Raw genomic sequence first — 24250 nt, 5'->3', positions numbered from 1 at the left:
AAGCGCCCCAGGACGTCGCCGACCAGCGTCACGTAGAAGTGGCCGAGGTGCGGCTCGGCGTTCACGTAGAAGAGCGGCGTGGTCAGGTAGAGCGGCTCGCTCGGCATGCGGGTGCGCGCTGCGCCGCCGGCGTCAGGCGTCGGCACGGCGGACAACCAGGTCGTCCCGGGTCGCCTCGACCTCGACGTTGTCCTCGCTGCGACGGACGACCACGGTCTGCCTGAGGACGTTCTGCCGAACGACCGTGCCGTCGCCCTTGACCGACTCGACCGGCGTCCCGACCGCGGGCAGACCCTTCTTGAGCTCGACGTAGGTCTCGTACTCGTAGCGCAGGCAGCACTTGAGCCGCCCGCACATGCCGGCGAGCTTCGAGGGGTTGAGCGACAGGCCCTGCTCCTTCGCCATCTTGACCGACACCGGCTGGAACTCCTGCAGCCACGAGGAGCAGCACAGCTCGCGCCCGCAGGGGCCGATGCCGCCGGTCACCTTGGTCTCGTCGCGCGCGCCGATCTGCTTCATCTCGACGCGCGTGCGCAGGAGCTCGGCGAGCTCCCGTCCCAGGTCGCGGAGGTCGACGCGCTCCGCACCCGCGAAGAAGAAGGTCACCTTGCTCGCGTCGAAGGCCGACTCGGCCTTGACCAGCTTCACGGCGAGGTTCCGGCCGCGCACCAGCTCGAGCGCCGTCCCGTAGTGCTGCCGCTCGCGCTGGAGGTTCTGGTCCTCGCGCGCGAGGTCGCGCGAGTCGGCCTTCTTGATGACGCGCTGGAGGGCACGGGCGGTCGGACGCGGGCGGGCCAGGGCGACGACCGTGCCGAGCGCGGGACCGCGCTCCGTCTCCACCAGCACCCGGTCGTCACGGACGAGGACGAGCGGACCCGGATCGAAGTCGTAGACCCGGCCGCTCGGCCGGAAGCGGACGCCGACCGCGGGGCCTCTGGTCTCTACCGGGCGCTCTTCCATGGGGGCGCCTGCGCGGCGCTTGCGCCGCGCTCGATCGCGCGCAGCGAGAGCAGCATGGTCTCGACGGCGAGCATGCGGTTGGCATTCTTCTCGAGCGCGACGATCGTAGCATAGACGGCCTCGAGTTGGCGAAGCAGCGCCGCGGGGGAGAGATGGCGCGCGGCGCGGCGGACGTCGTCCGCCGCCGCCGGATTGCGCAGTGGGGCGGCGTCGCCCGCGAGCGCGGTCTCGAGGACGTCGCGGTACCAGGCGAGGGCCGTGGCGAGGCCCGCGTCGAGGGCGCCCCGCGAGAGCTCCTGCGCGGTCCGGGAGAGCTCGTCCGCGCCGAGCTCGCGGAGCCGCGGCAGGTCCTGCAGCACGCGCGCGCGCGCTCGTGTCTCCGCCTCGCCCGCGAGCGCGAGCGCGCGGCCGGGCGATCCCTCGGCGAGCGGTGCCAGCTCGCGGGCCTGCCGGGCGGGCACGCCCGAGGCCTCGAGCACGCGCACGACCTCCGCCACCGGCAGCGGGTCCAGGCGCACCACCTGGCAGCGCGAGCGGACGGTCGGGAGGAGAAGGGCCGCGGCGGAGGCGACGAGCACGAGCACTGCCGCCCCCGGCGGCTCTTCGAGCGTCTTCAAGAGGGCGTTCTGCGCCTGTTCGCTCAAGCAGTGCGCGTCGTCGAGGACGGCCACCTTGCGCGCCGCCATGAGCGGCTGGAGCGCGAGCCAGCGGCCGAGCTCGCGCACCTGCTCGATGCGGATGTCGCGGCGCTCCGGCTCGCGCGCGACGAGGTGCAGGTCGGGGTGTGTCCCCGCGGCCACACGGGTGCAGTGCGCGCAGGCGCCGCATGCGCCGCCTGTGCCGGGCGCCGCGCAGAGGAGGCGGGCCGCGAAGGCGTCGGCCAGCACGCGCTTGCCGATACCCGCCGGGCCGACCAGGAGCACGGCCGCCGGCACGCGGCCCTCCGCCGCCGCGCGCGCCAGCCGCGCCGCCGCCCCCGCGTGGCCGACCACCCGGCCGAGGGTCACGCGCGGCCCCCGAGCCGCCCCTCGGCCTCGACGATGACGCGCGCGTGCACCCGCTCGATGGGCCCGGCCGCGTCGAGGACGCAGAAGCGTCCGGGCTCCGCGGCGGCGAGCGTCAAGAAGCCCTGGCGGACGCGCTCGTGGAAGGCGAGCGTCTCCCGCTCGAAGCGGTCGCCCGTCCCGGCGCGCCCGCGCGCGCGCGCCAGCCCGTCGGCGACCGGGCAGTCGAGCAGGAAGGTGAGGTCCGGCCACACCCCGCCGCGCGCCCGCGCATCGAGCGCGCGCACCGTCTCCAGCTCGAGGCCGCGCGCGTAGCCCTGGTAGGCGAGGGTCGAGTCCGAGAAGCGGTCCGAGAGCACGATCTGCCCCGCGTCGAGCGCGGGCCGGACGACCTCGCGCACGTGCTGCGTGCGGTCCGCGCAGTAGAGGAAGAGCTCGGCGAGCGACGTCAGCGGGGCGGCGTCGGGGCCGAGCAGGAGGCGCCGGATGGCGGCCCCCGCCGCCGTGCCGCCCGGCTCGCGCGTCTCGACCACGCGGCGCCCGCGCGCGCGCAGGTGCTCGGCGAGCTGCCGCAGGTGGGTCGACTTGCCGGAGCCCTCGATGCCCTCGAAGGTGATGAACAGCGCCACGGGCGAGGGGCCCGTCTAGCCCGCGCCACGCCCCGCCGCAAGGGCGATCAGCCCGGCTCGTGGCTGCCGAGCACGAGACCGATGGCGTACAGGATATCGCGGGCGGTGAACGGCTTGGTGACGTAGTAGTCGGCGCCGCCCTCGTAGCCGGCGAGCAGGTCCGGGTCTTCCACCCTGGCGGTCACCATCACGACCGGAATCGAGGCGCTCCGCGGGTCGAGCTTCAGGTAGTGGAGCACCTGCGTGCCGGGCACCCCGGGCATCATCACGTCGAGCAGGATCACGTCCGGCCGCTGCTGGCGCACCGATTCGAGGGCGCTCCGCCCGTCGCGGGCGATGCGGACCTCGTAGCCGTGCTCGAGGAGCATCGTGCCGAGGATCGCGACGTTCTCCGCGTCGTCGTCGACGACGAGGACGGTGGCACTCATGGCGGCCCGCTCCGCTCAACGGCCGGCGAGGAAGCGCGCGACGACCTCACGCATTCTCTGCGGCCGGCAAGGTTTCGAGAGGTAGCCATCGCATCCCGCCTCGCGCGCCCGCTCCTCGTCACCCCGCATGGCGTGGGCGGTGAGCGCGATGATCGGGATATCGGCCGTTCCCGGATCCGCCTTGAGCCGACGCGACGCCTCCCAGCCGTCCATCCCCGGCAGGGCGAGATCCATCACGATCAGGTCGGGACGCTCCTGGCGCGCCAGGGCGAGGGCGGACCGGCCGTCGGCCGCCTCGAGGGTCTCGTAGCCCTCGAGGGTCAAGGTCTTGACCACGATGGAGCGGCTGTCCGGGTCGTCCTCGGCGACCAGTATGCGCTTTGCCATCCTGCGGAGCTGCTCTCAGCCGAGGTCCCGCACGCCGAGCAGCACGGGGCGGCGGGGGAGTGGCAGGAGGCCATCGGCGGTCGCCATGGCGGCGCGCTGCTGGCGAAGCGCGAGGCTCCCGGCAACGTCGAGGAGCGGGCCGCCCACTCCGGGCGCGTCCACCCAGAGCGCTCCCGCGATGGCGAGGCGCCCCGCACCGGCCACCCGTACCCCGCCTGCGGCGACCACCAGTCCAGTAAAGTCCAAGGCGCCGCGGATGTCGAGCAGCCCGTCCACGAAGAGGACCCCGGCGCCGTGCAGCGCGTCGCTCACCACCAGGTCGCCCGGTACGAGCGCGAGCGACGGGGGCGGCGCGTCCCCGGCCACGAGGGCCTCGGCGCCCCGCGGCCCTGCGGCCCGCACGCGCCCGGCGAGCGCGGCGAGGGGTGGCGGCGGGGAGTCGAGTGCGGCCCGGGTGCGCGCGCTCGACACGACCCGCGCCCCCTCGTCCGCGAGCCAGCGGTCGAGCGCATCGGGTGCGTCTGGCGCTGCGAGCCCCGCCCAGTCCGGTGCCGACGCATCGTCGGCATCGGCACCGTCGAGCGTCACCGTGCCGGAGACGCTCGCGCCCGGGGGCGCGCCGAGCCAGAAGAGCGCCGGGACGCCAGGCGCCCGAGCGCGGCCGACGAGCGCGTCGAGCGCGCGCCGCCCACCCGCGGCGCGCGCCTCGAGGCGGAGGAGCGCGCGCGGCGGGTCGGCCGGTCCCGGCGCGGCGCCGGCGCTCCCCGTGCACCCGGCCGGCGTGGCGAGCGCGCCGTCGTCCCCGGTGCCGATCCGGCCGTCCGGGCCGGCGATGAGCGGGGCGAAGTCCCAGCCCGCGGGGAGGGCGGCGAGCACCTCGGCCACGCACGCATCGCACGCCGCGAGCGCGACCGCCGCCGTGCGGCGCTTCCCGGCGAGGATGACCTCGATGCGCGCCAACTCGGCGACCGCGGCGCTGAGTGCGGCGGAGACCACGAGCGCGGCCAGGGCCGCCGGCAGCGCCGTGCTCCCCCGCTTCATGGCGCCGTCCGAAGGGCGATCAGGAGGCTGCGCTCGGAGCGCCCGCGGAGGCCGCTCGGCACGAGCACGAAGTCGAGCCCGACCGCGCCGATGCGCGCGCGCGCCGCCGCGTCGAGGCCGCCGCTCGGGATCGGCATCGCCGCGCCGTCCCGGTCGAGGTAGTGGAAGGCGCAGCCGGTCACCCCGTCGGCGAGCGGCATCGACTGGCGGCCGACGACGCGCGAGAGGCGCCGCGCGCTCGCGTCACAGCGGTAGGCCGTGATCTCCTCCGAGGTGTCGTCGATCGCACCGTCGCCGTCCAGGTCGGCGGCGAGGACGAGCCGATCGGCGCCGGCCTCGCGCACGGCCGCGAGGCCGCTGGCGGCCGGGTCCCACCCCGCGCGCCGTACGTCGAAGCCGAGCGCTTCGAGCGCGAGCTGGGCGGTGTCCTCCGCCTCACCCCGGGCGCCGCACGCGACCAGCAGGCGCGCGCCCGTAGCGACCGCTGCGGTCAGGGCGGAGAGCACCAGCAGCGCGAGCGCCGCGCCGACCAGCAACTCGACCAGACCGGTGCCGCGGGCGCGGCGGTATCTCACGGCAGCGCCTCCGTCGCGAGCTCGAGCGCGTGCCGCCCCCACGCGATGCGCGCGCTGAGGCGCGCCGGCGTGCCGCGCCCGCCCTCGCCGGTCCAGCTCCGGTCAAAGCGCGTGCCGTCCGGCCCGACCCGGCTGTCCGCGCCGGCGTCGCGCGGTCCGACGCGCAGGGCCTCGAGCCGCTCGGTCGCGAGCGCGAGCGCGCTGCCGGTGTCGCGTGCGAGGCCGAGGCTCGCGCTCGCGAGGCCCGCCACCGCGGCCAGCCCGGCGAGCGCAATACCGGCGAGCGCTGCGCCGACCAGCGCCTCGACTACGGAGAAGCCGCCGGGCCGCCGGCGGCCTGTGGCGGGCCTGCTCACTGGACCCTCACGCGGCCGCGCTGGTTCACGATCACGCTGCGCGTCCGCGCGCCCGCCGCGAGGATGATGGTGGCGTTCTCGGCGCTGCCGAGCCCGCTGAAGAGGACGCGGCTGCGCCCGGGGAGGGCCGCGAAACCGACCCCCGGCGGCAGCCGCCGCGTCTCGAGCAGCGCGCCCGCCCGGTCGCGCGTCTCGCACAGGGCACGCGCCGGATCGAAGCGGACCTCGATGGAGGCGTCACCCGAGAGCGCGATGCCGCGCGCCAGCCTGAGGGCGGTGGCCACCTCGCGGGCCGCGCCGGCGAGCCGGGCCGTCTCGACCAGCGCGACGAGCCGGACGACCCCGACCCCCGCGAGCACCATGGCCAGGCCGAGGCCGACCACGGCCTCGAGGAGCGTGAACCCGTGCGCGCGCTGCGTACCCGCCTCCTCCGCGGCACGCCGGCGGGCGGGACGACGCGTGCGGCACTCGCTTGCTACCCGGCGCCGCTGGCTGAGGCAAGCCCCCCGGGGCGCGTCCCGGATCGGCCTACCCGAGACGCCAGGGCACCGTCAGCGCGGGGCGGTAGAGCGCGAGCACGGCGCCCAGGGCGAGGAAGGGGCCGAAGGGGATCTCGGTGCGGCGCGCCGCGCGCCGCACGAAGGGCAGCACGGCGCCGGCGCCGAGGCGGTGCGCCACGCGCCGCATGCGCCAGCGGCCGCGGCGCGTGAAGAGGACCGCGAGGCCGGCGAGCGAGCCGGTGAGCGAGGCGACCACGAGCACGACCGGGATCGCCTGCCAGCCGAGGAAGGCCCCGATCATGGCGAGCAGCTTGACGTCGCCGAAGCCCATGCCCTCGACGCCGGTCAGGCGCTCGTAGGTCCAGGCGACGGCCCACAGGACGCCGCCGCCGAGGATGGTGCCGGCGAGCGCGTCGAGCGGCCCGATGCGCCCCGGCAGGAACGCGGCGCCGAGCCCCACCACGATGCCCGGCAGGCTCACCTCGTCGGGGATGAAGCGGTGATCGAGGTCGATGAAGGTGACGAGGAGGAGCGCCGCGGTGAAGAGGAAGGCGACCGCCGCCGCCGCGCTCGGTCCGAAGCGGGCGAGTGCCAGCACCGCGAGACCCCCCGTCGCCGCCTCGACCAGCGGATAGCGCGCCGAGATCGGCGCGCGGCAGGCGCGGCAGCGGGCGGCGAGCAGAAGCCAGGACAGGAGGGGGATGTTGTCGCGCCAGGCGATCGGCGTCCCGCAGCGCGAGCAACGCGAGCCCGGGCGCACGAGCGACTCGTCCTCGGGGAGGCGGTAGATGCAGACGTTGAGGAAGCTCCCGACGCAGGCGCCGACCACGAAGGCGAGGCCGAGCAGCAGCCAGCCGCCGTCTTCGGCGCGCATGGAAAGCGGCGACGTGCTGGACAGCACCGCGGGCACGGTTACCCTGGCCTCCGGGAGGCGGTCAAACCCGAGCAGCGGGGGACGCGCCCGCAGCCCGTCCCCCGCCGGATCGCAGCCCGATGCGAGCGTCTTACGAGCAGACCAGGTTGGGGCTCCCGGGGCTCGGGTTGCTCGTCCAGGTGCAGCTCACGGTCGCGCTCGGGTGGCTCGTGGTGAGCGAGAAGCTGGTCGCCGTGCCGGTCGTGGTGCAGGTCACGCCGCCCGAGCCGACGAAGCCCGGCAGCGAGCCGCACGCGCCCGTGGCGTACGTGTTGTTGTCCACGAAGTACGCCTCCTGCGACGTCGCCGCGTTGCGGGCGTCGGCCGCGACGCGGGCGTTGAAGCCGCGCGAACGATACGCCGAGAACTGCGGGATCGCGATCGCGGCCAGGATGCCGATGATCGCCACCACCACCAGCAGCTCGATCAGCGTGAAGCCCCTCGCTCGCCTTCGCTCCCTCCTGGTCGATGTCGTCCCCATGTGTCCTCCCCTGGGGCGGGATTGGTTGCCGTCCTCAGTCAGACGTCATCCATCCATGACCGCGCCCAGCTTGAAGATGGGCAGGTACATGGAGATGACGAGACCGCCGATCACCACGCCGAGGAAGAGGATCACGGCCGGCTCGAGCAGGGACATCAGGTTGGCCACCATGTTGTCGACCTCGTCCTCGTAGAAGTCGGCGATCTTCTGCAGCATGTTATCGAGGGCGCCGGTGGTCTCGCCGACGCTGATCATCTGGCACACCATGGGCGGGAAGACCTTGCTCTCGGTGAGCGGGTCGGCGATCGTGCGCCCGGCTTCGATGCTCTGGCGGGCGTTCATGATGGCGTACTCGACCACCTTGTTGCCGGCCGTGCGGGCGGTGATGCTGAGCGCGTCGAGGATGGGCACGCCCGAGGAGACGAGCGTGCCGAGGGTGCGCGTGAAGCGCGCCACGGCCGACTTCCGGATGAGGGGCCCGAAGATCGGCACGCGCAGCAGGAAGCGGTCGATCGCCACGTGGCCCTGCTCGGTCTTGTAGGCGTAACGAATGGCGATCGCGGCGATGATCGGGATCGCGACCAGGTACCAGATGTGGTCGATGGTGAAGTGCGAGAGGTTGATGACGAACTGCGTGGGAGCGGGCAGCGCGTGCCCGAAGCTCTCGAACACCTCGGCGAAGACCGGGATCACCCAGATGAGGAGGACCGCGGTGACGAGGATCGCCGCCGCCACGATGCACGACGGGTAGATCATCGCGCCCTTGATCTTGCTTTTCAGCTTGACGGCCTTCTCGAGGTAGTTCGCGAGGCGGACGAGGATCGTGTCGAGGATGCCGCCGATCTCGCCCGCCTGCACCATGCTGGTGTAGAGGTCGGCGAAGATCTTGTTGTGCCTGCGGATCGCCTCGGCGAGCGTGGTGCCGCTCTCGACGTCGTCCTTGACGGTGCTGATGGCGCGGCGGAACGGCTTCGAGTCCGTCTGGGCGGCGAGGATGGCGAGGCACTGCACGATGGGCAGCCCGGCGTCGATCATGGTGGCGAACTGCCGCGTGAAGACCACGATGTCGCGCGCCTTCACGGGCGAGCCGAAGGTGGGCATTGGGATGTCGAAGTCGAGGCCCTTGCCCTTTTCCTTGATACGCGACGGCTGCGGCTGGATGCGCTGGCTGCGCAGGCGGATGATCACCGCCTCGCGGCTCGTCGCCTCCATCTCCCCCTTGAGCGTCTCGCCCTTCGGCGACACGCCCTGCCAGCGGTAGACCGCCATCGTCCCCTCCGTCAGCCGACGCGCCGCGCCGTCTGCTGCCCGAGCATCATGCGGATCTCCTCGATCTCGGTGGCGTTGCCGATTGCCTCCTCGGCCGTGATGAGGTTCCGCTGCACCAGGGCGATGAGCGCCTGGCTCATGGTCTGCATTCCGAACTTCGACTGACCCACCTGCATCTGCGAGTAGATCTGATGCACCTTCTCCTCGCGGATCAGGTTGCGGATGGCGGTGTTCGGGATCATGACCTCGGCCGCCAGCACGCGGCCGCGCCCGTCCCGGCGCGGGACGAGCTGCTGCGAGATCACGCCCTGGAGGACGAGCGAGAGCTGCGCCCGCACCTGCGACTGCTGGTGTGGCGGGAAGACGTCGATGATCCGGTTGATGGTCTGCACCGCGGAGTTGGTGTGCAGGGTCGAGAACACGAGGTGGCCGGTCTCGGCGACCACCAGCGCCGCCTCGATCGTCTCGAGGTCGCGCATCTCGCCGATCAGCGCGATGTCGGGGTCCTGGCGCAGCACGTGCTTGAGGGATTGCGCGAAGCTCTGCGTGTCGGAGAACACCTCGCGCTGGTTCACGAGGCAACCCTTGTGCTCGTGCACGAACTCGATCGGATCCTCGACCGTGACGATGTGCTCGTGCCGCTCGCGGTTGATCTTGTCGATCATGGCGGCGAGCGTGGTCGACTTGCCGCTGCCGGTGGGGCCGGTCACCAGGACGAGACCGCGCGGCAGGGTGGTGAGCTCCGGCACCGAGGGCGGAACCCCGAGCGTCTGCAGCTGCGGCGTCTGGTGCGGGATCATGCGGAAGGCGCCGCCGACCGCACCCTTCTGGAGGTAGAGGTTGCCGCGGAAGCGGCTCACCCCCTTGATGCCGAACGAGAAGTCGAGCTCGCTCTCCTCCTCGAATTTCTTCTTCTGAGCCTCCGTGAGGAGGCTGTAGGTGAGGTTCTTGGTGTCGGTCGCGGTGAGCGGCGGATGGGCCAGCGCGAGCAGCTCGCCGTGGAGGCGGATCATCGGCGGGCTGTTGGTCGTGAGGTGGAGATCCGACGCCCCCCGCTCGATCATCTCGTGCAGGAAGGCCTCGATGGACGGCATGGCACCCGGGAAAGCAGGGGGCGTGCCACCTGCGACCCCTCGGCCGGCCGCGCCGCCCGGCCGCTAACGCCGTCAGCTTTGTGTCGGGGCGTCGCGGGGTGAAACGCCGTTGGAACAAAATCGTACGCGGGACTAGTCGGGCATGGTGACGCGCACGATCTCTTCGATGGTGGTCGCGCCCCCCGCCACCTTGGAGAGGCCGCTCTGCCGGAGGGTCTTCATCCCGGCCGCGATCGCGGCGCGCTTCAGATCGAGCGCGGTCGCCCCGGCCAGTATCTGCTCGCGCAGCTCGTCGCCCATCGGCATGACCTCGTAGAGGGCGATGCGGCCCTTGTAAGTGGTGCCGCCGCAGGCCGTGCACCCGGCGCCGCGGTAGACCGTGAACGGCTCGCCCGTCCAGCCGAGCTCGTGCAGCACCTCGGGCTCCACCGGATGCTCCTCCTTGCACTGGGCACAGATCACGCGCGCCAGGCGCTGGGCCATGATCAGGTTGATCGAGCTCGCCACCAGAAAGGGCTCGACCCCCATGTTGAGCAGCCGGTTCACGGTCGAGGGCGCGTCGTTGGTGTGCAGCGTCGAGAGCACGAGATGGCCGGTGAGCGCGGCCTTGACGCCGATCTCGGCGGTCTCGAAGTCGCGGATCTCGCCCACCATGATGACGTCCGGGTCCTGGCGCAGGAAGGCACGCAGCGCGGCCGCGAAGTTGAGGCCGATATCGTCGTGCATCTGCACCTGGTTGATGCCCACCAGGTTGAACTCGATCGGATCCTCGGCGGTCGAGATGTTGGTGCTCACCTTGTTGAGCTCGGCGAGCGCCGAGTAGAGCGTGGTCGTCTTGCCGCTGCCCGTGGGCCCGGTCACCAGCACCATGCCGAACGGCTTGTAGATGGCCTCCTTGAAGTGCTTGAGGGCCGCCTCCTCGAAGCCGAGCTTGGTCATGTCGAGCTGGAGGTTCGACTTGTCGAGCAGGCGGAGCACCACCTTCTCGCCGAACATGGTGGGCAGGACGGAGACCCGGAAGTCCATCTCCTTGTTGCCCGTGAGCTTCATCTTGATGCGGCCGTCCTGGGGGAGACGGCGCTCGGCGATATCGAGCTGCGCCATCACCTTGATGCGCGAGGTGATCGCGTTCTTGAGCTTGAGCGGCGGCTGCATGATCTCGTAGAGCACGCCGTCGATGCGGAAACGGACGCGCAGCATCTTCTCGTACGGCTCGACGTGGATGTCGCTCGCGCGCTTGCGGATGGCGTCGGTCAGGAGCGCGTTCACCAGCCGGACGACGGGCGCCTCCTCGGTGGCGCGCTCGAGCTCCTTGAGATCGATTTCGTCCTCGTCACGGAGGACCTCGACGGATTCGTTGCCGAGCTGCGAGAGCACCTGATCGTAGTCGCTCTGGCGGTCGTAGTAGCGCTCGATGGCGTGCTGGATGACGGTGGGGGCGGCGACCGCCACCTTGACGTCGTAGCCGGTCAGGAACTTGACCTCGTTGATGGCCGTCAGGTTGGAGGGGTCGGCCATGGCGAGGGTGAGCGTCGAGCGGACGAGGCTGGTCGGGATCAGGTGGTGCTTCGTCACCAGGGCCTGCGGCACGAGGGCCAGCACCTCGCGCGGGATGTCGAGCGAGAGGGGATCGACGACCGGCAGGCGGTACTCGCGCTCGAGGTAGGAGAGGAGCTTCTCCTCGGTGAGAAAGCCGAGGCGGACGAGGTGGGTGGAGATCGCGCCGCCCGCCTCCCGCTGCTGCTCGGTGGCGTGAGTGAGCTGCTCCGCGGTCACGTCGCCGCGCTTCTGGAGGGCCTCTCCGAGACGGGAGCTCATCGCATCGGAGGGCGGCGAGCCGCGACCCTAGCGGTGCGCGCCCGCAGAGTCAACGTGAGCCCCGCGGCGCGCAGCGCGCGGGCCATCACGGTGCGCGGCGCGCGGTAGCCCGTCCAGGCCTCGAAGGCGAGCGCGCCCTGATGGAGCAGCACGTGGGCGCCGCCGAGCGTCCGCCGGCCGGCGCGTGCGGCGCCGGCCAGGAAGGCCGTCGGGCGCGGGGCGTAGACCAGGTCGACGAACAGGCAGCCCGGCCGGGTGGCCGCGTAGCGCACGCGCGGGGCGCCGCCGGCGAGCCCGAGCGGTGTCGCGTTCACCACCAGGGTCGCGTCCTCGAGCGCCTGACCGCGTTCGAGCGCGGCCAGCGGCACGGCGGCGGCCACCCCGGCGCCGAGGCGGCCGAGGCGCTCTGCGAGCCGCTCGCCGCGCGCCGGGGTGCGGTTCGCGATCGTGACCCGCGCCGCGCCGGCCCGGCAGAGCGCCGTGCCCACGGCGCGCGCGGAGCCCCCCGCGCCGATGACGAGGGCGCGCGCGCCGCGGAGCCGCACCCGTCCGCGGAGCGCGGCGAGGAAGCCGCGTCCATCGGTGTTGTCGCCGACGGTCCGCCCGCCCGGGGCGAAGAGCACGGTGTTCACCGCGCCGATGCGCTCCGCCTCGCGCGTGACGGCGTCGAGAAGGGGGAGGACGGCCTCCTTGAGCGGGACGGTCAGGTTCAGCCCGCCCATGCGGAGCGCCTTGGCCTCCCGCACGGCGGCCGGCAGCCGGGTGGCCGGCACCCGGTAGCGGAGGTAGACGTGGGGCAGGCCGGCGGCGGCGAAGGCGGCGTTGTGCATCGCCGGCGACAGCGAGTGGTCTACGGGGTCGCCGAGCACCCCGAACAATCGCGCCTGATTCCACGTCGCCACGCACGCCCTCCCGGAACGCAGGGGCCCCTCGGGGCACCTGGCCCGACTCATCATCGGTCGGAGTCGGGGCGAGCTTTAGCCTGCCCGCAGACCGCGGGTGCTTTCAAGCACCGAGCGCTGCCCGCGCCGCCGCGAGCCGGGCGATGGGCACGCGGAAAGGCGAGCAGGAGACGTAGTCGAGGCCGATCTCGTGGCAGAAGCGGACGGTCGCCGGATCGCCGCCGTGCTCGCCGCAGATGCCGAGCTTGAGCTTCGGCCGCCGCGCGCGCCCCTTCTCGCTCGCGATGTGCATGAGCGCGCCCACGCCGGCGCGATCGATCGTCTCGAACGGGTCCTTGTCGTAGATCTCGAACCGGTCGACGTAGGGGACGAGGAAGCGGCCGGCGTCGTCGCGCGACACGCCCAGCGTCGTCTGGGTCAGGTCGTTGGTGCCGAAGGAGAAGAATTCGGCCACGCTCGCGATCTCGTCGGCGGTGAGCGCGCCGCGCGGGATCTCGATCATGGTCCCGACCAAGTAGCGGAATCGCGTGCCCTTCTCCCGCATCACCTCCTCCGCGACGCGGCGCACGACCTCGGCCTGGAGGGCCAGCTCCTTCACGTGCCCGACCAGCGGGATCATGATCTCCGGCGCGACCGCGACGCCTTCCTGACGCACCTCGGCCGCCGCCTCGAAGATCGCCCGCGCCTGCATCTCGGTGATCTCGGGATAGATGATGCCGAGACGGCAGCCGCGAAAGCCGAGCATGGGGTTGAACTCGTGCAGCGCGTCGACGCGCTCGCGCACGCGCTCGAAGGGAACGCCGAGGGCGGCGGCGACCTCGCGCTGCCCCGCCTCGTCGTGCGGCAGGAACTCGTGCAACGGTGGATCCAGCGTCCGGATCGTCACCGGGCGGTCGTTCATGACGCGGAAGAGGCCCGCGAAGTCGGCGCGCTGGAGGGGGAGGAGCTTTGCCAGCGCGGTGCGCCGCTCCTCCGCCGTGCCGGCGAGGATCGTCTCGCGCATGGGGCCGATCTTCCCCTCGCCGAAGAACATGTGCTCGGTGCGGCAGAGGCCCACGCCCTCGGCCCCGAAGGCGACCGCGTTGGCGCCCTGGTCGGGCTGGTCGGCGTTGGCGCGCACGCGGAGGCGGCGCTCACCGTCGACCCACCTCATGAAGCGGACGTACCGTTGGTAGAGGGGCGCGTGCGCCGCATCGAGGGTCTTGTCGACCAGCACCTGCACCACTTCGCTCGGGATCGTCTTGATCTTGCCGAGAAAGACCTCACCCGTGAACCCGTCGATCGAGATGTCGTTCCCCTCCTTCAGGACGCCCTCACGGTTGGCGATGCGGAACGCCCGCTCCCGGTAGTCGATCTGGAGCGCCTCACAGCCGACCACGCAGACCTTCCCCATCTGCCGACCCACCAGAGCCGCGTGGCTCGTGGTTCCGCCGCGGGCGGTGAGGATTCCCTCGGCGGCCTGCATGCCGTGAATGTCCTCGGGGGAAGTCTCGATGCGGACCAAGATGACCGGCTCGCCGCGCGCGGCGGACGCCTCGGCGTCGTCGGGGTTGAAGACGATGCGGCCCGTCGCCGCCCCCGGTCCGGCATTGAGCCCCTTGGTCAAGAGCCGGCCCTCTCGAGTCGCCTCGCGCTTCTCCCGGGGATCGAAGATGGGGCGCAGCAGCTGATTCAGGTCCTCCGGCTTCACGCGGCGGATGGCCTCGGTCCGGTCGATCAGCTTCTCCGCCACCATGTCGCACGCGATCCGCACCGCCGCGAGCCCATTTCGCTGCCCGACCCGGCACTGCAGCATGTAGAGCTTCCGCCGCTCGATGGTGAACTCGATGTCCATCATCTCGTGGTAGTGTCGCTCGAGGGTGCGGCGGATCTTGACCAGCTCCGCATGGGCGGCGGGGTTCTCCTTCGCGAGCGCGGCGATCGGCAGCGGGGTGCGGATGCCCGCGACCACGTCCTCGCCCTGCGCATTCATGAGGAACTCGCCGTAGAAGGTGTTCTCGCCCGTCGCCGGATCGCGCGTGAACGCGACGCCCGTGCCGGAGTCGGTCCCCATGTTGCCGAACACCATCGCCTGGACGTTGACCGCCGTGCCCCACGACTCCGGGATGCCGTTCAGCTTGCGGTAGACGATGGCCCGCTGGTTCATCCACGAACCGAAGACGGCGCCGATCGCGCCCCACAGCTGCTCGTGCGGATCCTCGGGGAAGGCGGCCCCCTTGCGCCTCTTGATGAGCGCCTTGAACTCGGCCACCAGCTCGCGGAGAGCGTCGGCGTCGAGCTCCGTGTCGAGCTGGACGCCGCGCGCTCGTTTCTTCTCCTGGAGCGCGACCTCGAAGGGGTCCTCCTCGTCCTTCGACTCGGGCTTGAGCCCGAGGACGACGTCGCCGTACATCTGCACGAAACGACGATACGAGTCGTAGGCGAAGCGCGGGTTGCCGGAGACCCGGATCAGGCCCTGCACGGTGCGGTCGTTGAGCCCGAGGTTCAGGATGGTGTCCATCATCCCGGGCATGGAGGCGCGCGCCCCGGACCGCACCGAGACCAGCAGCGGGTCGTCGGGATCGCCGAAGCGCCGCCCGAGCGCCTTCTCGATGCGCGCCAGGGCCTGGGCGACCTCGGCGCGGAGCGCGGGGGGATAGCTCCGGCCGTGCGCATAGTAATAGGTGCAGACCTCGGTCGAGATGGTGAAGCCGGGCGGGACGGGGAGGCCGAGGCGCGCCATCTCGGCCAGGTTCGCCCCCTTGCCGCCGAGCAGATCCTTCATGTCGGCGCGCCCGTCCTTGCGGCCCGCGCCGAACGCGTAGACGTAGCGCGCCGCACGCCGCGTCGCCGACCGGACCACCTTCGCCTGCGGTCTCGCCACGCTTCGCTGCCTCCTGCCTACGCCGCGGGCCTCTCGATGCGCGCGCCGAGCTCCTCGACCAGCCGATCCTCGGGGAGGCGAACCTGCGTCATCGCGTCGCGGTCGCGCAGCGTGACCGTGCCGTCCTTCATGGTGTCGTGGTCGACGGTGATGCCGAAGGGCGTCCCGACCTCATCCTGGCGGCGGTAGCGCCGCCCGATCGAGCCCGCCTGGTCGTAGTCGACCGGGAAGTGCCGGCGGAGCGCATCGTAGATGCGCCGCGCGCGCTCGGGCTGGCCGTCCTTGCGGAGGAGGGGAAACACCGCCGCCTTGTAGGGGGCGAGGCGGGGATGGAGGCGGAGCACCACGCGCGCCTCGCCCTCGACCTCGTCCTCGTCGTAGGCGTCCACCAGGAGGGCGAGCGTCGTGCGGTCGGCGCCCGCCGCCGGCTCGATGACGTAGGGGAAGTAGCGCTCGCGCCGCTCCTCGTCGAAGTAGGTGAGGTCCTTGCCGCTGTGCTCGCTGTGCCGCTTCAGGTCGAAGTCGGTGCGGTTCGCGATCCCCTCGAGCTCGGACCAGCCGAAGGGGAAGGCGTACTCGACGTCGACGCACGCCTTGGCGTAGTGCGCGAGCTCGTCGCGGGCGTGCGGGCGGAGGCGGAGGCGGTCGCGCTTCAAGCCGAGGCGGACGTACCACTCGAAGCGCGCGTTGCGCCAGTAGTCATACCACCGCTCGTCCTCGCCGGGGCGGACGAAGAACTCGAGCTCCATCTGCTCGAACTCGCGCGTGCGGAAGAGGAAGTTGCCCGGGGTGATCTCGTTGCGGAACGAGCGCCCGATCTGGGCGATGCCGAAGGGGAGCTTCAGGCGCGAGGTCTCGAGCACGTTGCGGAAGTTGATGAAGGTGCCCTGTGCGGTCTCCGGGCGGAGGAAGGCCACGTGCGCGGTGTCCTCGACCGGCCCGACGAAGGTCTTGAACATGAGGTTGAACTGCCGCGCCTCGGTGAGCTCGCCGCCGCACTCGGGACAGCGTGCGCCCGCGACCTGGTCGGCGCGAAAGCGCTGCTTGCAGCCCTTGCAGTCGACGAGCGGGTCCGTGAAGCCGGCCAGGTGGCCGGAGGCCTCCCACACCCGCGGGTGCATGATGATCGCCGCGTCGAGGCCGACGACGTCGTCGCGACGGGTGACGATCTCTCGCCACCAGGCCTCCTTCACGTTGCGCTTGAGCTCGACCCCGAGCGGGCCGTAGTCGAGGCTCGAGCCGAGGCCGCCGTAGATCTCGCTGCCCGGGTAGACGAACCCCCGCCGCTTGCAGAGGTTCACCACCTTCTCCATCGTCGGGGCGGGCATCGGTGAAGGCGGCGACCCTAGCGAACCCCCTCGGGGGAATCAACGCGGGTTCGGCCGAGGAGGTCGAGCGAGTGCACCGGTCCGCTGGTGACGGCGGCGACCAGCTGCTCGGTGACCGCCGCCGCCTCGCGCAGGATGGCCGCGTCGGTGCGGGCGGCGGCCTCGGCGAGCGGGCTCCGGGCGAGCCGCCCGAGCTCGCGGGCCGTTGCAGCCGCGACCGGCCGGACCGGCTCCCCCGCGCGCACGCACCTCCGGCACACGAGCCCGCCGCGCTCGAGGGCGAGGTAACGAGGGTCCTCGCCGTCGGCGGCGCGGCCGCACGCGCGGCAGCGATCCAGCGCCGGCGCGTAGCCGCTCGCCGCGAGGAGGTGCAGCTCGAAGGCGCGCAGCACGGGGTCCGCGGGTGCGCCCGCGTCGAGCAGGGTGAGCGCGTCGAGCCCGAGGCCGTAGACCTCGCGTCCCGACTCGCGGCCGAAGACCATGCGATCGGTCAGCTCGAGGACGTAGCTGCCGGCGGCGAAGCGGTCGAGGTCGCGGGTGAAGGCGCGCAGTGTGCCCACCAGCTCGCAGCGCAGCAGGAAGACCAGGTCGGAAGTCGCGCGCTGCCGGAAGACGGCGCGGATCAGGACGAAGGGCTCGAGCGTGCCCGCGAACCGGCGCCGCGAGTTCTTCGCTCCCTTGGCGATCCCGGTGACCTTCCCATGCTGCTCGGTGATGAGGGTGACGATGCGGTCCGACTCGCCGTAGGAGCGGGTACGGAGCACGAGCGCGGAGGTCGCGAGCTCACGAGGCACGGGGCGGCGCCGACATCTTCCTTTCCTATGCCCCACGGGGCTACGTGCCGCAAGCTTGACAAACGGGGTTTTGGTCCCTAGCTACACCGGGCCCACGCACCGAGGGGGGCGATGCGTCGCATGGTGGACGACGGCGAGACGAAGGGGAACGCTCCGCAGAGCGCGCCCGAAGCGGGCGAGGAGCTCGCAGCGCGCCTCGCGGCCCTCGAGGCCGAGCTCGAGAAGGCGCGCGAGGAGGCGCGGCAGAGCCACGAGCGCTGGCTGCGCGAGCGCGCGGACCTGGAGAACCTGAAGAAGCGCGCCGCGCGCGAGCGCGCCGAGACCATGAAGTTCGCCAACGAGAGCGTGCTCAGGGACCTGCTCCCGATCCTCGACAACCTGGAGCGCGCCGTCGCGCACGCGGAGAGCGGGGGCGACGGGCAGCCCCTGGTCGAAGGCGTCGCACTGGTCCTCAAGTCCCTGCGCGACGTCCTCGAGCGGCACGGCGTGACGCGGATCGAGGCGAAGGGGACGCCCTTCGATCCCGCGCAGCACGAGGCGATGGCGCACGTGGAGAGCACCGAGCACGAGCCGAACTCGGTGATCGAGGAGCACCAGCCGGGCTACCGCCTGAAGGAGCGCCTGCTCCGCCCCGCGCTGGTGAGCGTGGCCAAGGCGCCCGACCCCAACCTTGCCAGGGACAAAGACCGTGATTAAACCGCCCCGAAGGAGAACCTCGCAATGGCCAAGGTGATCGGAATCGACCTGGGGACCACGAACTCGTGCGTCTCCATCATGGAGGCGGGCGACCCCGTCGTGATCACGAACGCCGAGGGTAGCCGCATCACCCCCTCGGTGGTCGCCTTCACCGACAGCGGCGAGCGCCTGGCGGGTCAGATCGCCCGCCGGCAGGCGATCACGAACCCCGAGAACACGGTGTTCGCGATCAAGCGCCTGATCGGCCGCCGGTACGAGGATCCGGAGGTCCAGAAGGCGATGAAGGTCCTGCCCTACAAGATGGTGCGGGCGGACAACGGCGACGCCTGGGTCGAGGTGCGCGGCAAGAAGTACAGCCCGGCCGAGATCTCCGCCTTCATCCTCCAGAAGATGAAGCAGACCGCCGAGGACCACCTGGGCGAGAAGGTGACCGATGCGGTCGTCACCGTGCCCGCCTACTTCAACGACAGCCAGCGCCAGGCGACCAAGGACGCGGGCAAGATCGCGGGCCTGAACGTGCTCCGCATCATCAACGAGCCGACCGCGGCCTCGCTCGCCTACGGGCTCGACAAGAAGAAGGACGAGAAGATCGCCGTCTTCGACCTGGGCGGCGGCACCTTCGACATCTCGATCCTCGAGATCGGCGAGGGGGTCTTCGAGGTGAAGGCAACCAACGGCGACACGTTTCTGGGCGGCGAGGATTTCGACCAGCGCGTGATGGACTACCTGGCGGACGAGTTCCGCAAGGACCAGGGGATCGACCTGCGCAAGGACCGCATGGCCCTCCAGCGCCTGAAGGAGGCGGCGGAGAAGGCCAAGTGCGAGCTCTCGACCGCGATGGAGACCGACATCAACCTGCCCTTCGTGACCGCCGACCAGAGCGGGCCGAAGCACCTCAACATGAAGCTCACGCGCGCCAAGCTCGAGGCGCTGTGCGCGGACTTGCTCGACCGCCTCGAGCAGCCGTGTATCACCGCGCTCAAGGACGCCGGCCTCTCCACCCGGGACATCGACGAGGTGGTGCTGGTGGGCGGCATGACGCGGATGCCAGCCGTCCAGGCGCGCGTCAAGAAGCTCTTCGGCAAGGAGCCGCACCGGGGCGTCAACCCCGACGAGGTGGTGGCGGTCGGCGCCGGCATCCAGGGCGCGGTGCTGAAGGGCGAGGTGAAGGACGTCCTCCTCCTCGACGTGACCCCGCTCTCGCTCGGCATCGAGACCCTGGGCGGCGTGTTCACCAAGCTGATCGAGAAGAACACCACCATCCCCACGCGCAAGAGCCAGGTCTTCTCGACCGCGGCCGACAATCAGTCGGCGGTCACCATCCGCGTCTTCCAGGGCGAGCGCGAGTTGGCCCAGGACAACAAGCTCCTCGGCCAGTTCGACCTGGTCGGCATCCCGCCTGCGCCCCGCGGCGTCCCGCAGGTCGAAGTCACGTTCGACATCGACGCGAACGGCATCGTGCACGTGAACGCGAAGGACCTGGGCACGGGGAAGGAGCAGTCGATCCAGATCACGGCCTCGAGCGGCCTCGCCAAGGAGGAGGTCGAGCGCATGGTCAAGGAGGCCGCGCTCCACGCCGAGGAGGATCGGAAGAAGCGGGAGCTGGTCGACGCGCGCAACCAGCTCGACGGCCTCGCCTACCAGACCGAGAAGACGCTCGGCGAGCACGGCGCGACGCTGGACGCCGCCACCAAGGGCAACATCGAGAGCGCGCTCGCCGACGCCAAGAAGGCGCTCGAGTCGCAGGACGTCGGGCGCATCCGCGGCGCCGCGGATGCGCTCGCGCGCGCCTCACACAAGCTGGCCGAGGCGATGTACGCGAAGGCGTCGCAGGCGGGCAAGGCGGACGAGGCGCCCCGGGGCGACGGCGCGACCCCAGAAGGAAAGGGCAAGGACGACGTGGTCGAGGCGGAGTTCGAGGAGGTGAAGGAGTAAGCCCGTTCTCGCTTGCGGTGACCCGGTGCAGAGAGTAGAGGAGCCCTCACCCGCGCGCGGGTGAGGGCTCCTGTCGTCTTGCAATGAAGCGCGACTACTACGAGGTTCTCGGCGTGTCTCGCGCTGCGCGCGAGGACGATCTCAAGAAAGCTTACCGGAAGCTCGCCCTCAAGTACCACCCCGACCGCAATCCCGAGGACCGCCAGCGATCCGAGGAACGCTTCAAGGAGATCTCGGAGGCCTATCAGGTGCTCTCCGACCCGGAGCGGCGGAGCCTCTACGACCGCTTCGGGCACGCCGCCTTCGAGCAGGGCGTGCCGGGGGGCGCGGGCTTCGGTTTCGGCGGCAACTTCGAGGACATCATCGGCGACCTGTTCGGGGACTTCTTCGGCACGGGCCGGACGCGCGGCGGGCGTGGCCGGGCGCGGCGCGGGCAGGATCTCCGCTACGACCTCGAGGTCAGCTTCCAGGAAGCGGCCTTCGGATGCGAGAAGACGATCGCGGTGCCGCGCCTCTCGACCTGCGACACGTGCCACGGGCGCGGCGCCAGGCCGGGGACCTCGCCGCGCACCTGTCCGCAGTGCCAGGGCTCGGGGCAGGTCCGCTTCCAGCAGGGCTTCTTCTCGATCGCCAAGACGTGCGGCCACTGCAACGGGCAGGGCACGATCATCGCGCAGCCGTGTGCGAGCTGCGGGGGCTCCGGCGTGCAGCGGCGGACGCACCAGCTCAACATCAAGATTCCCCCCGGCGTCGACTCGGGCTCGCGGCTCAAGCTGCGAGGCGAGGGCGAGGCCGGGGCGAACGCCGGCACGCCCGGCGACCTCTACGTCGTGCTCAGCGTGCGTGAGCATCCGCTCTTCGCGCGCGAGGGGAGCGACGTCGTGTGCGAGGTGCCGCTCAGCTTCGCGCAGGCCGCCCTGGGGGCGGAGATCGACGTGCCCACGCTCGACGGCCCGGCCCGCGTCAAGATCCCCGCCGGCACGCAGTCGGGCCACGTCTTCAGGCTGAAGGGACACGGCATCCCCGACCTGAACGGCTACGGCCGTGGAGACGAGATCATCCGCGTCGTCGTCGAGACGCCGCGCAAGCTCTCGCCCCGGCAGCGGGAGCTGCTCGAGGAATTCGCCCGCCTCTCGGGCGAGGAGGTGCACCCCCTGTCCAAGAGCTTCCTCGAGAAGGTGAAGTCGATGCTCGGGTAGCCGTGCGCCGGCTCCGGGACGTGGGCGAGCACGCGTGGATCGCGGCGCTCGCGCGGCGGCTGGCCGCTCGGAGGGCCGACCGCCGCGTCCTGCTCGGTCCGGGCGACGACGCCGCGGCGATCCGTCCCGGACGCCGGCCGCTCCTCTTCACCGCCGACGCGCTGGTCGAGAACGTCCACTTCCGCGCCGGCTGGGCGGCGCCCGCGGCCCTCGGACGCCGCGCCTGGGCGGTCAATGCCAGCGACCTGGCGGCGATGGGCGGCGTGCCGCGCTTCGCGCTCCTCGCGCTGGAGGCGCCGCCGGCCCTGCGCGCCGCCGACCTGGACGCGCTGGTCCGGGGCTTCGTGGCGGCCGCCCGTCGCGACGGGGCCCGGCTGGTGGGCGGCAACCTCGCCGCCGGCCCGCACCTCGCGATCACGGCCGCCGTGATCGGCGAGGCGCCCGGCGCGATGGTGACGCGCGCCGGCGCCCGGCCCGGCGACGAGCTCTACGTGACCGGGGCTCTCGGCGCGGCGGGCCTCGCGGTGCGGCGGCTCACCGCGGGCGCCGCCGCTCGACTGCCGGACCCGCCGCGGCGCGTGCGCGCGGGCCGCCTCCTCGCCCGGGTGGCGAGCGCCATGATCGACGTGAGCGACGGGCTCCTCCAGGACGCGGGGCAGCTCTGCCGTGCGAGCCGGGTCGGGGCGGAGATCGACCTCGGCCGGCTCCCGATCGCCGGCGCATGCCGGCGCGCCCTCGGCCGGGGTGCGGCCGCGTTCGCCGCGCGCGCCGGCGAGGACTACGAGCTGCTGGTCGCGGTGCCACCCGCGCGCGAGGCGGCGCTGCGCCGTGTCGCGCCGCGGCTCGGCTGCCCCCTCACGCCCGTCGGCCGCCTCCTCGCCGGCCGTCCCGTGGTGCGCGTGCGCGGCCTGGACGGCCGCGTCGCGCGCATCGGGCGCGGCGGCTTCGACCACTTCCGGCGATGACCCTCCCGCTCGTGGCGGTGGCCCTCCTCGCCTCGCTGGGCGTGCTGGTCGCGCTGCTCGCGCCGCACGCGCCCCGGCTGCTGCGGCATGGGACCCTTCCGCCACGGCCGCGCCGCGTCTGGCTGACGCTCCTCGTGGCGCGCGAGATCGGCACCGCCGGCGCGGCGACGGCGGCTGCCTGGCTCGCGCTCGCCGCGCCCCGCCCGCTCCCGGCGTGGGCGGCCGCCGCGCTGGCGGGCGCCGCGGCGTTCCTGGTCGCCGAGGGCCTGGCGCCGGCGCTCGGTCTCCTCCTGCCGGACGCGAGCGCCGATCGGGTGGCCGAGCTCGCGAGCCGGCTCCTCGCCGTGCTGCGCCGCCCGCTCGAGCGCCCGGCGGTCGTGCTCGCGAGCTGGCTTGCCGGCGAGGGCGGCCTCGCGCCCGCGAGCGTGCTCCGCTTCGTCGCCGACGGGCAGGTGGAGGAGGGCGAGGAGGAGGCGCTCGACGGACGCGGGCGCCAGCTCCTCGCGCGCGTACGGGCGCTGGGGCAGCGGCCCGTGCGCGCCGTGATGACGCCGCGGGTGCGCGTCGTAGCGCTCCCGGTCGACGTCGGCGGCCCGGCGCTCCTCGCCGCGCTGCGCGAGCAGCGCTTCTCGCGTGTGCCGGTGTACCGCGGCGAGCGCGACAACGTCGTCGGCGTGCTCTACGCGAAGGACCTCCTCGGCCGCGACGTGAGCGCGCCCGGCTTCCGCCTGGAGCCGTTCCTGCGCCCGCCCGCCTTCGTGCCGCTCGGGATGCGCGCGGGCGACGTGTTCGGCGAGCTGCGCCGTCGCAAGGTCCACCTCGCGCTGGTAGTCGACGAGTACGGCGGCATCGCCGGCCTGGTCACCATGGAGGACCTGCTCGAGGAGCTGTTCGGCGAGATCCGCGACGAGTACGACGAGGCGGAAGCGACGTGACCTCGTTCGTGCTGGCCCTCGCCCTGGTCCCGCTCCTGGCGCTTCGTGCGCTCGCGGCGACGGCCGAGGTGATGCTCGCGACCGCGTCCGCATCGCCCCCCCGGCGCTGGATGCCGCCCGACGCGATCCTCGCCGCCGCGGCGGGCGCCACCGCGCACCTGGCCGGCGCGGCGAGCGTCGGCATCGTTGCCACCCTCGTCTGGCGCTCCGCCGGGCGCGCCTGGGTCGTTCCGGCGGTCGCGCTGATGGCGCCCGCGGAGCTCATCCTCTCGGACCTCGTGCCGCGCGGCCTCGCGGCGGACGGTGCCGCCCGCCACCGCTCGCTCCTCGAGCCCCTCGCGGGGGCGCTCGCGGTCGTGCTCGCCCCGCTGCTCGCCGTCGAGCATGGGCTGGGTCGCATGCTCGGCCGGCCCGATCCGGCGCTCGCGGCCCTCCGCCAGCTCGGGACGTGGCTCGCCGCGCGCCCCGCGCGGGGTCCGCTCGAGGTCTCGGAGGCCGGCCTGGTCGCCCGCATCGCGCGCTTCACGGCCAAGACCGCGCGCGACGTGTTGGTGGCGCACGTCGACGTGTGTGCCGTGCCCGACACCGCCTCGGTGGCCGAGGTCGTCGCCCTGGTGCAGGAGCGAGGCTTCTCGCGCCTGCCGGTCTTCCACGAGCGCATGTTCAACACCATCGGCGTGGTGTCGAGCCTGGATCTGCTCGGGGTGATGGACCCGCACCTGCCCGTGACCGCCGTGATGCGCGAGCCGCTCTTCGTGCCCGAGTCGAAGCCGCTCCCGGAGCTGCTCTCGACCCTGCAGGCCGAGGGGCGGAATCTCGCGCTCGTGGTCGACGAGTACGGCGGCTTCGTCGGCCTGGTCACCGTCGAGGACGTCGTCGAGGAGATTGTGGGCGAGATCCAGGACGAATATGATCTGCCGCAGGAGCACGTGCGGCGCGTCGCCCCGGGGGTCTTCGTGGTGAACGCGCGCGCGGCGGTGTCCGAGGTGAACGAGCGCTTTGGCTGGAACCTGCCGCAGGGCGACTACGAGACGCTCGGTGGCCTCGTCCTCGAGCGGCTCGGGCGCGTGCCGAAGCCGGGGGACGGCGTGCAGGCCGGGCGCGTGCACATCGAGGTGACGCGTTCGAGCGCGCGCGCCGTGCAGGAGCTGCGCGTGCGCGAGCGGCGGAGCGGCTGA

At 72.5% G+C, this 24250-nt stretch carries 24 protein-coding genes; 6 read left to right on the top strand and 18 right to left on the bottom strand.

Annotated elements, in window-relative coordinates:
• From E6J59_14810 to recO, 18 genes are all read right to left on the bottom strand, one after another.
• The coding region (locus tag E6J59_14810; protein TMB18424.1) for a hypothetical protein at nucleotides 1–107 on the bottom strand (107 nt) is incomplete at its 3' end.
• 25 nt (nucleotides 108–132) lie between these two features.
• Nucleotides 133–960 carry a stage 0 sporulation protein gene (locus E6J59_14805; protein TMB18423.1) on the bottom strand — a complete coding sequence of 276 codons (828 nt, stop codon included), beginning with the start codon at nucleotides 958–960 and terminating at the stop codon, nucleotides 133–135.
• Nucleotides 942–2216 (bottom strand): DNA polymerase III subunit delta', encoded by a 1275-nt coding sequence (holB, locus tag E6J59_14800; GenBank protein ID TMB18422.1) that lies wholly within the window; start codon nucleotides 2214–2216, stop codon nucleotides 942–944. The genes E6J59_14805 and holB overlap by 19 nt, the downstream gene beginning before the upstream one ends.
• Nucleotides 1964–2587 carry a dTMP kinase gene (gene tmk, locus E6J59_14795; protein TMB18429.1) on the bottom strand — a complete coding sequence of 208 codons (624 nt, stop codon included), beginning with the start codon at nucleotides 2585–2587 and terminating at the stop codon, nucleotides 1964–1966. The genes holB and tmk overlap by 253 nt, the downstream gene beginning before the upstream one ends.
• Before the next feature lie 53 nt (nucleotides 2588–2640).
• The gene (locus E6J59_14790; protein ID TMB18421.1) at nucleotides 2641–3021 is read right to left on the bottom strand and encodes a response regulator; all 381 of its coding nucleotides are present in this window, start codon (nucleotides 3019–3021) and stop codon (nucleotides 2641–2643) included.
• A 15-nt stretch (nucleotides 3022–3036) separates the two neighbouring features.
• Complete coding sequence (locus tag E6J59_14785) at nucleotides 3037–3408, bottom strand: response regulator (protein TMB18420.1); 372 nt, start codon at nucleotides 3406–3408, stop codon at nucleotides 3037–3039.
• A 15-nt stretch (nucleotides 3409–3423) separates the two neighbouring features.
• Nucleotides 3424–4449, bottom strand: a complete 1026-nt coding sequence (locus E6J59_14780; protein TMB18419.1) for a hypothetical protein — start codon at nucleotides 4447–4449, stop codon at nucleotides 3424–3426.
• Nucleotides 4446–5024 carry a hypothetical protein gene (locus E6J59_14775; protein TMB18418.1) on the bottom strand — a complete coding sequence of 193 codons (579 nt, stop codon included), beginning with the start codon at nucleotides 5022–5024 and terminating at the stop codon, nucleotides 4446–4448. Before E6J59_14775 ends, E6J59_14780 begins: the two co-directional genes overlap by 4 nt.
• Nucleotides 5021–5380, bottom strand: coding sequence for a hypothetical protein (locus E6J59_14770; GenBank protein TMB18417.1), 360 nt, complete (start codon nucleotides 5378–5380; stop codon nucleotides 5021–5023). Before E6J59_14770 ends, E6J59_14775 begins: the two co-directional genes overlap by 4 nt.
• A gap of 528 nt (nucleotides 5381–5908) precedes the next feature.
• Nucleotides 5909–6754 carry a prepilin peptidase gene (locus tag E6J59_14765; GenBank protein TMB18416.1) on the bottom strand — a complete coding sequence of 282 codons (846 nt, stop codon included), beginning with the start codon at nucleotides 6752–6754 and terminating at the stop codon, nucleotides 5909–5911.
• Nucleotides 6755–6884: 130 nt separating this feature from the next.
• On the bottom strand, nucleotides 6885–7274 hold the full coding sequence (locus E6J59_14760; GenBank protein TMB18415.1) for a prepilin-type N-terminal cleavage/methylation domain-containing protein: 390 nt from the start codon (nucleotides 7272–7274) through the stop codon (nucleotides 6885–6887).
• A 45-nt stretch (nucleotides 7275–7319) separates the two neighbouring features.
• Entirely contained in the window at nucleotides 7320–8543 is a 1224-nt protein-coding gene (locus E6J59_14755) for a type II secretion system F family protein (GenBank protein ID TMB18414.1), read from the bottom strand.
• Between the two features lie 11 nt (nucleotides 8544–8554).
• Entirely contained in the window at nucleotides 8555–9637 is a 1083-nt protein-coding gene (locus tag E6J59_14750) for a type IV pilus twitching motility protein PilT (GenBank protein ID TMB18413.1), read from the bottom strand.
• A 132-nt stretch (nucleotides 9638–9769) separates the two neighbouring features.
• The gene (pilB, locus tag E6J59_14745) at nucleotides 9770–11455 is read right to left on the bottom strand and encodes a type IV-A pilus assembly ATPase PilB (GenBank protein TMB18412.1); all 1686 of its coding nucleotides are present in this window, start codon (nucleotides 11453–11455) and stop codon (nucleotides 9770–9772) included.
• Entirely contained in the window at nucleotides 11452–12408 is a 957-nt protein-coding gene (gene aroE / locus E6J59_14740; GenBank protein ID TMB18411.1) for a shikimate dehydrogenase, read from the bottom strand. The genes pilB and aroE overlap by 4 nt, the downstream gene beginning before the upstream one ends.
• Nucleotides 12409–12460: 52 nt before the next feature.
• Nucleotides 12461–15199: a pyruvate, phosphate dikinase gene (locus E6J59_14735; protein TMB18428.1), complete on the bottom strand. Its 2739-nt coding sequence runs from the start codon at nucleotides 15197–15199 to the stop codon at nucleotides 12461–12463.
• 38 nt (nucleotides 15200–15237) lie between these two features.
• Entirely contained in the window at nucleotides 15238–16548 is a 1311-nt protein-coding gene (locus E6J59_14730; GenBank protein ID TMB18410.1) for a glycine--tRNA ligase, read from the bottom strand.
• A gap of 17 nt (nucleotides 16549–16565) precedes the next feature.
• Nucleotides 16566–17378, bottom strand: a complete 813-nt coding sequence (recO, locus tag E6J59_14725) for a DNA repair protein RecO (GenBank protein TMB18409.1) — start codon at nucleotides 17376–17378, stop codon at nucleotides 16566–16568.
• 75 nt (nucleotides 17379–17453) lie between these two features.
• On the opposite strand from recO, the gene grpE reads away from it, so the two are divergent.
• The 6 genes from grpE to E6J59_14695 all read left to right on the top strand — a co-directional run bounded on the left by grpE (nucleotide 17454) and on the right by E6J59_14695 (nucleotide 24250).
• Nucleotides 17454–18038, top strand: a complete 585-nt coding sequence (grpE, locus tag E6J59_14720) for a nucleotide exchange factor GrpE (GenBank protein TMB18408.1) — start codon at nucleotides 17454–17456, stop codon at nucleotides 18036–18038.
• A gap of 24 nt (nucleotides 18039–18062) precedes the next feature.
• Nucleotides 18063–19973, top strand: coding sequence for a molecular chaperone DnaK (dnaK, locus tag E6J59_14715; GenBank protein ID TMB18407.1), 1911 nt, complete (start codon nucleotides 18063–18065; stop codon nucleotides 19971–19973).
• An 83-nt stretch (nucleotides 19974–20056) separates the two neighbouring features.
• A complete protein-coding gene (gene dnaJ, locus E6J59_14710) occupies nucleotides 20057–21172 on the top strand; it encodes a molecular chaperone DnaJ (protein TMB18406.1) in 1116 nt (371 codons plus the stop codon).
• 38 nt (nucleotides 21173–21210) lie between these two features.
• On the top strand, nucleotides 21211–22137 hold the full coding sequence (gene thiL / locus E6J59_14705; GenBank protein ID TMB18427.1) for a thiamine-phosphate kinase: 927 nt from the start codon (nucleotides 21211–21213) through the stop codon (nucleotides 22135–22137).
• On the top strand, nucleotides 22134–23072 hold the full coding sequence (locus E6J59_14700) for a CBS domain-containing protein (protein ID TMB18405.1): 939 nt from the start codon (nucleotides 22134–22136) through the stop codon (nucleotides 23070–23072). Before thiL ends, E6J59_14700 begins: the two co-directional genes overlap by 4 nt.
• Entirely contained in the window at nucleotides 23069–24250 is a 1182-nt protein-coding gene (locus E6J59_14695) for an HlyC/CorC family transporter (protein TMB18404.1), read from the top strand. Before E6J59_14700 ends, E6J59_14695 begins: the two co-directional genes overlap by 4 nt.

The sequence above is a fragment of the Deltaproteobacteria bacterium genome (genome assembly GCA_005879795.1).
GTDB lineage: Bacteria > Desulfobacterota > Binatia > DP-6 > DP-6 > DP-6.
Note: the sequence above shows the minus strand (reverse complement) of the source record. Positions and strands in the feature narration are given on the sequence as shown.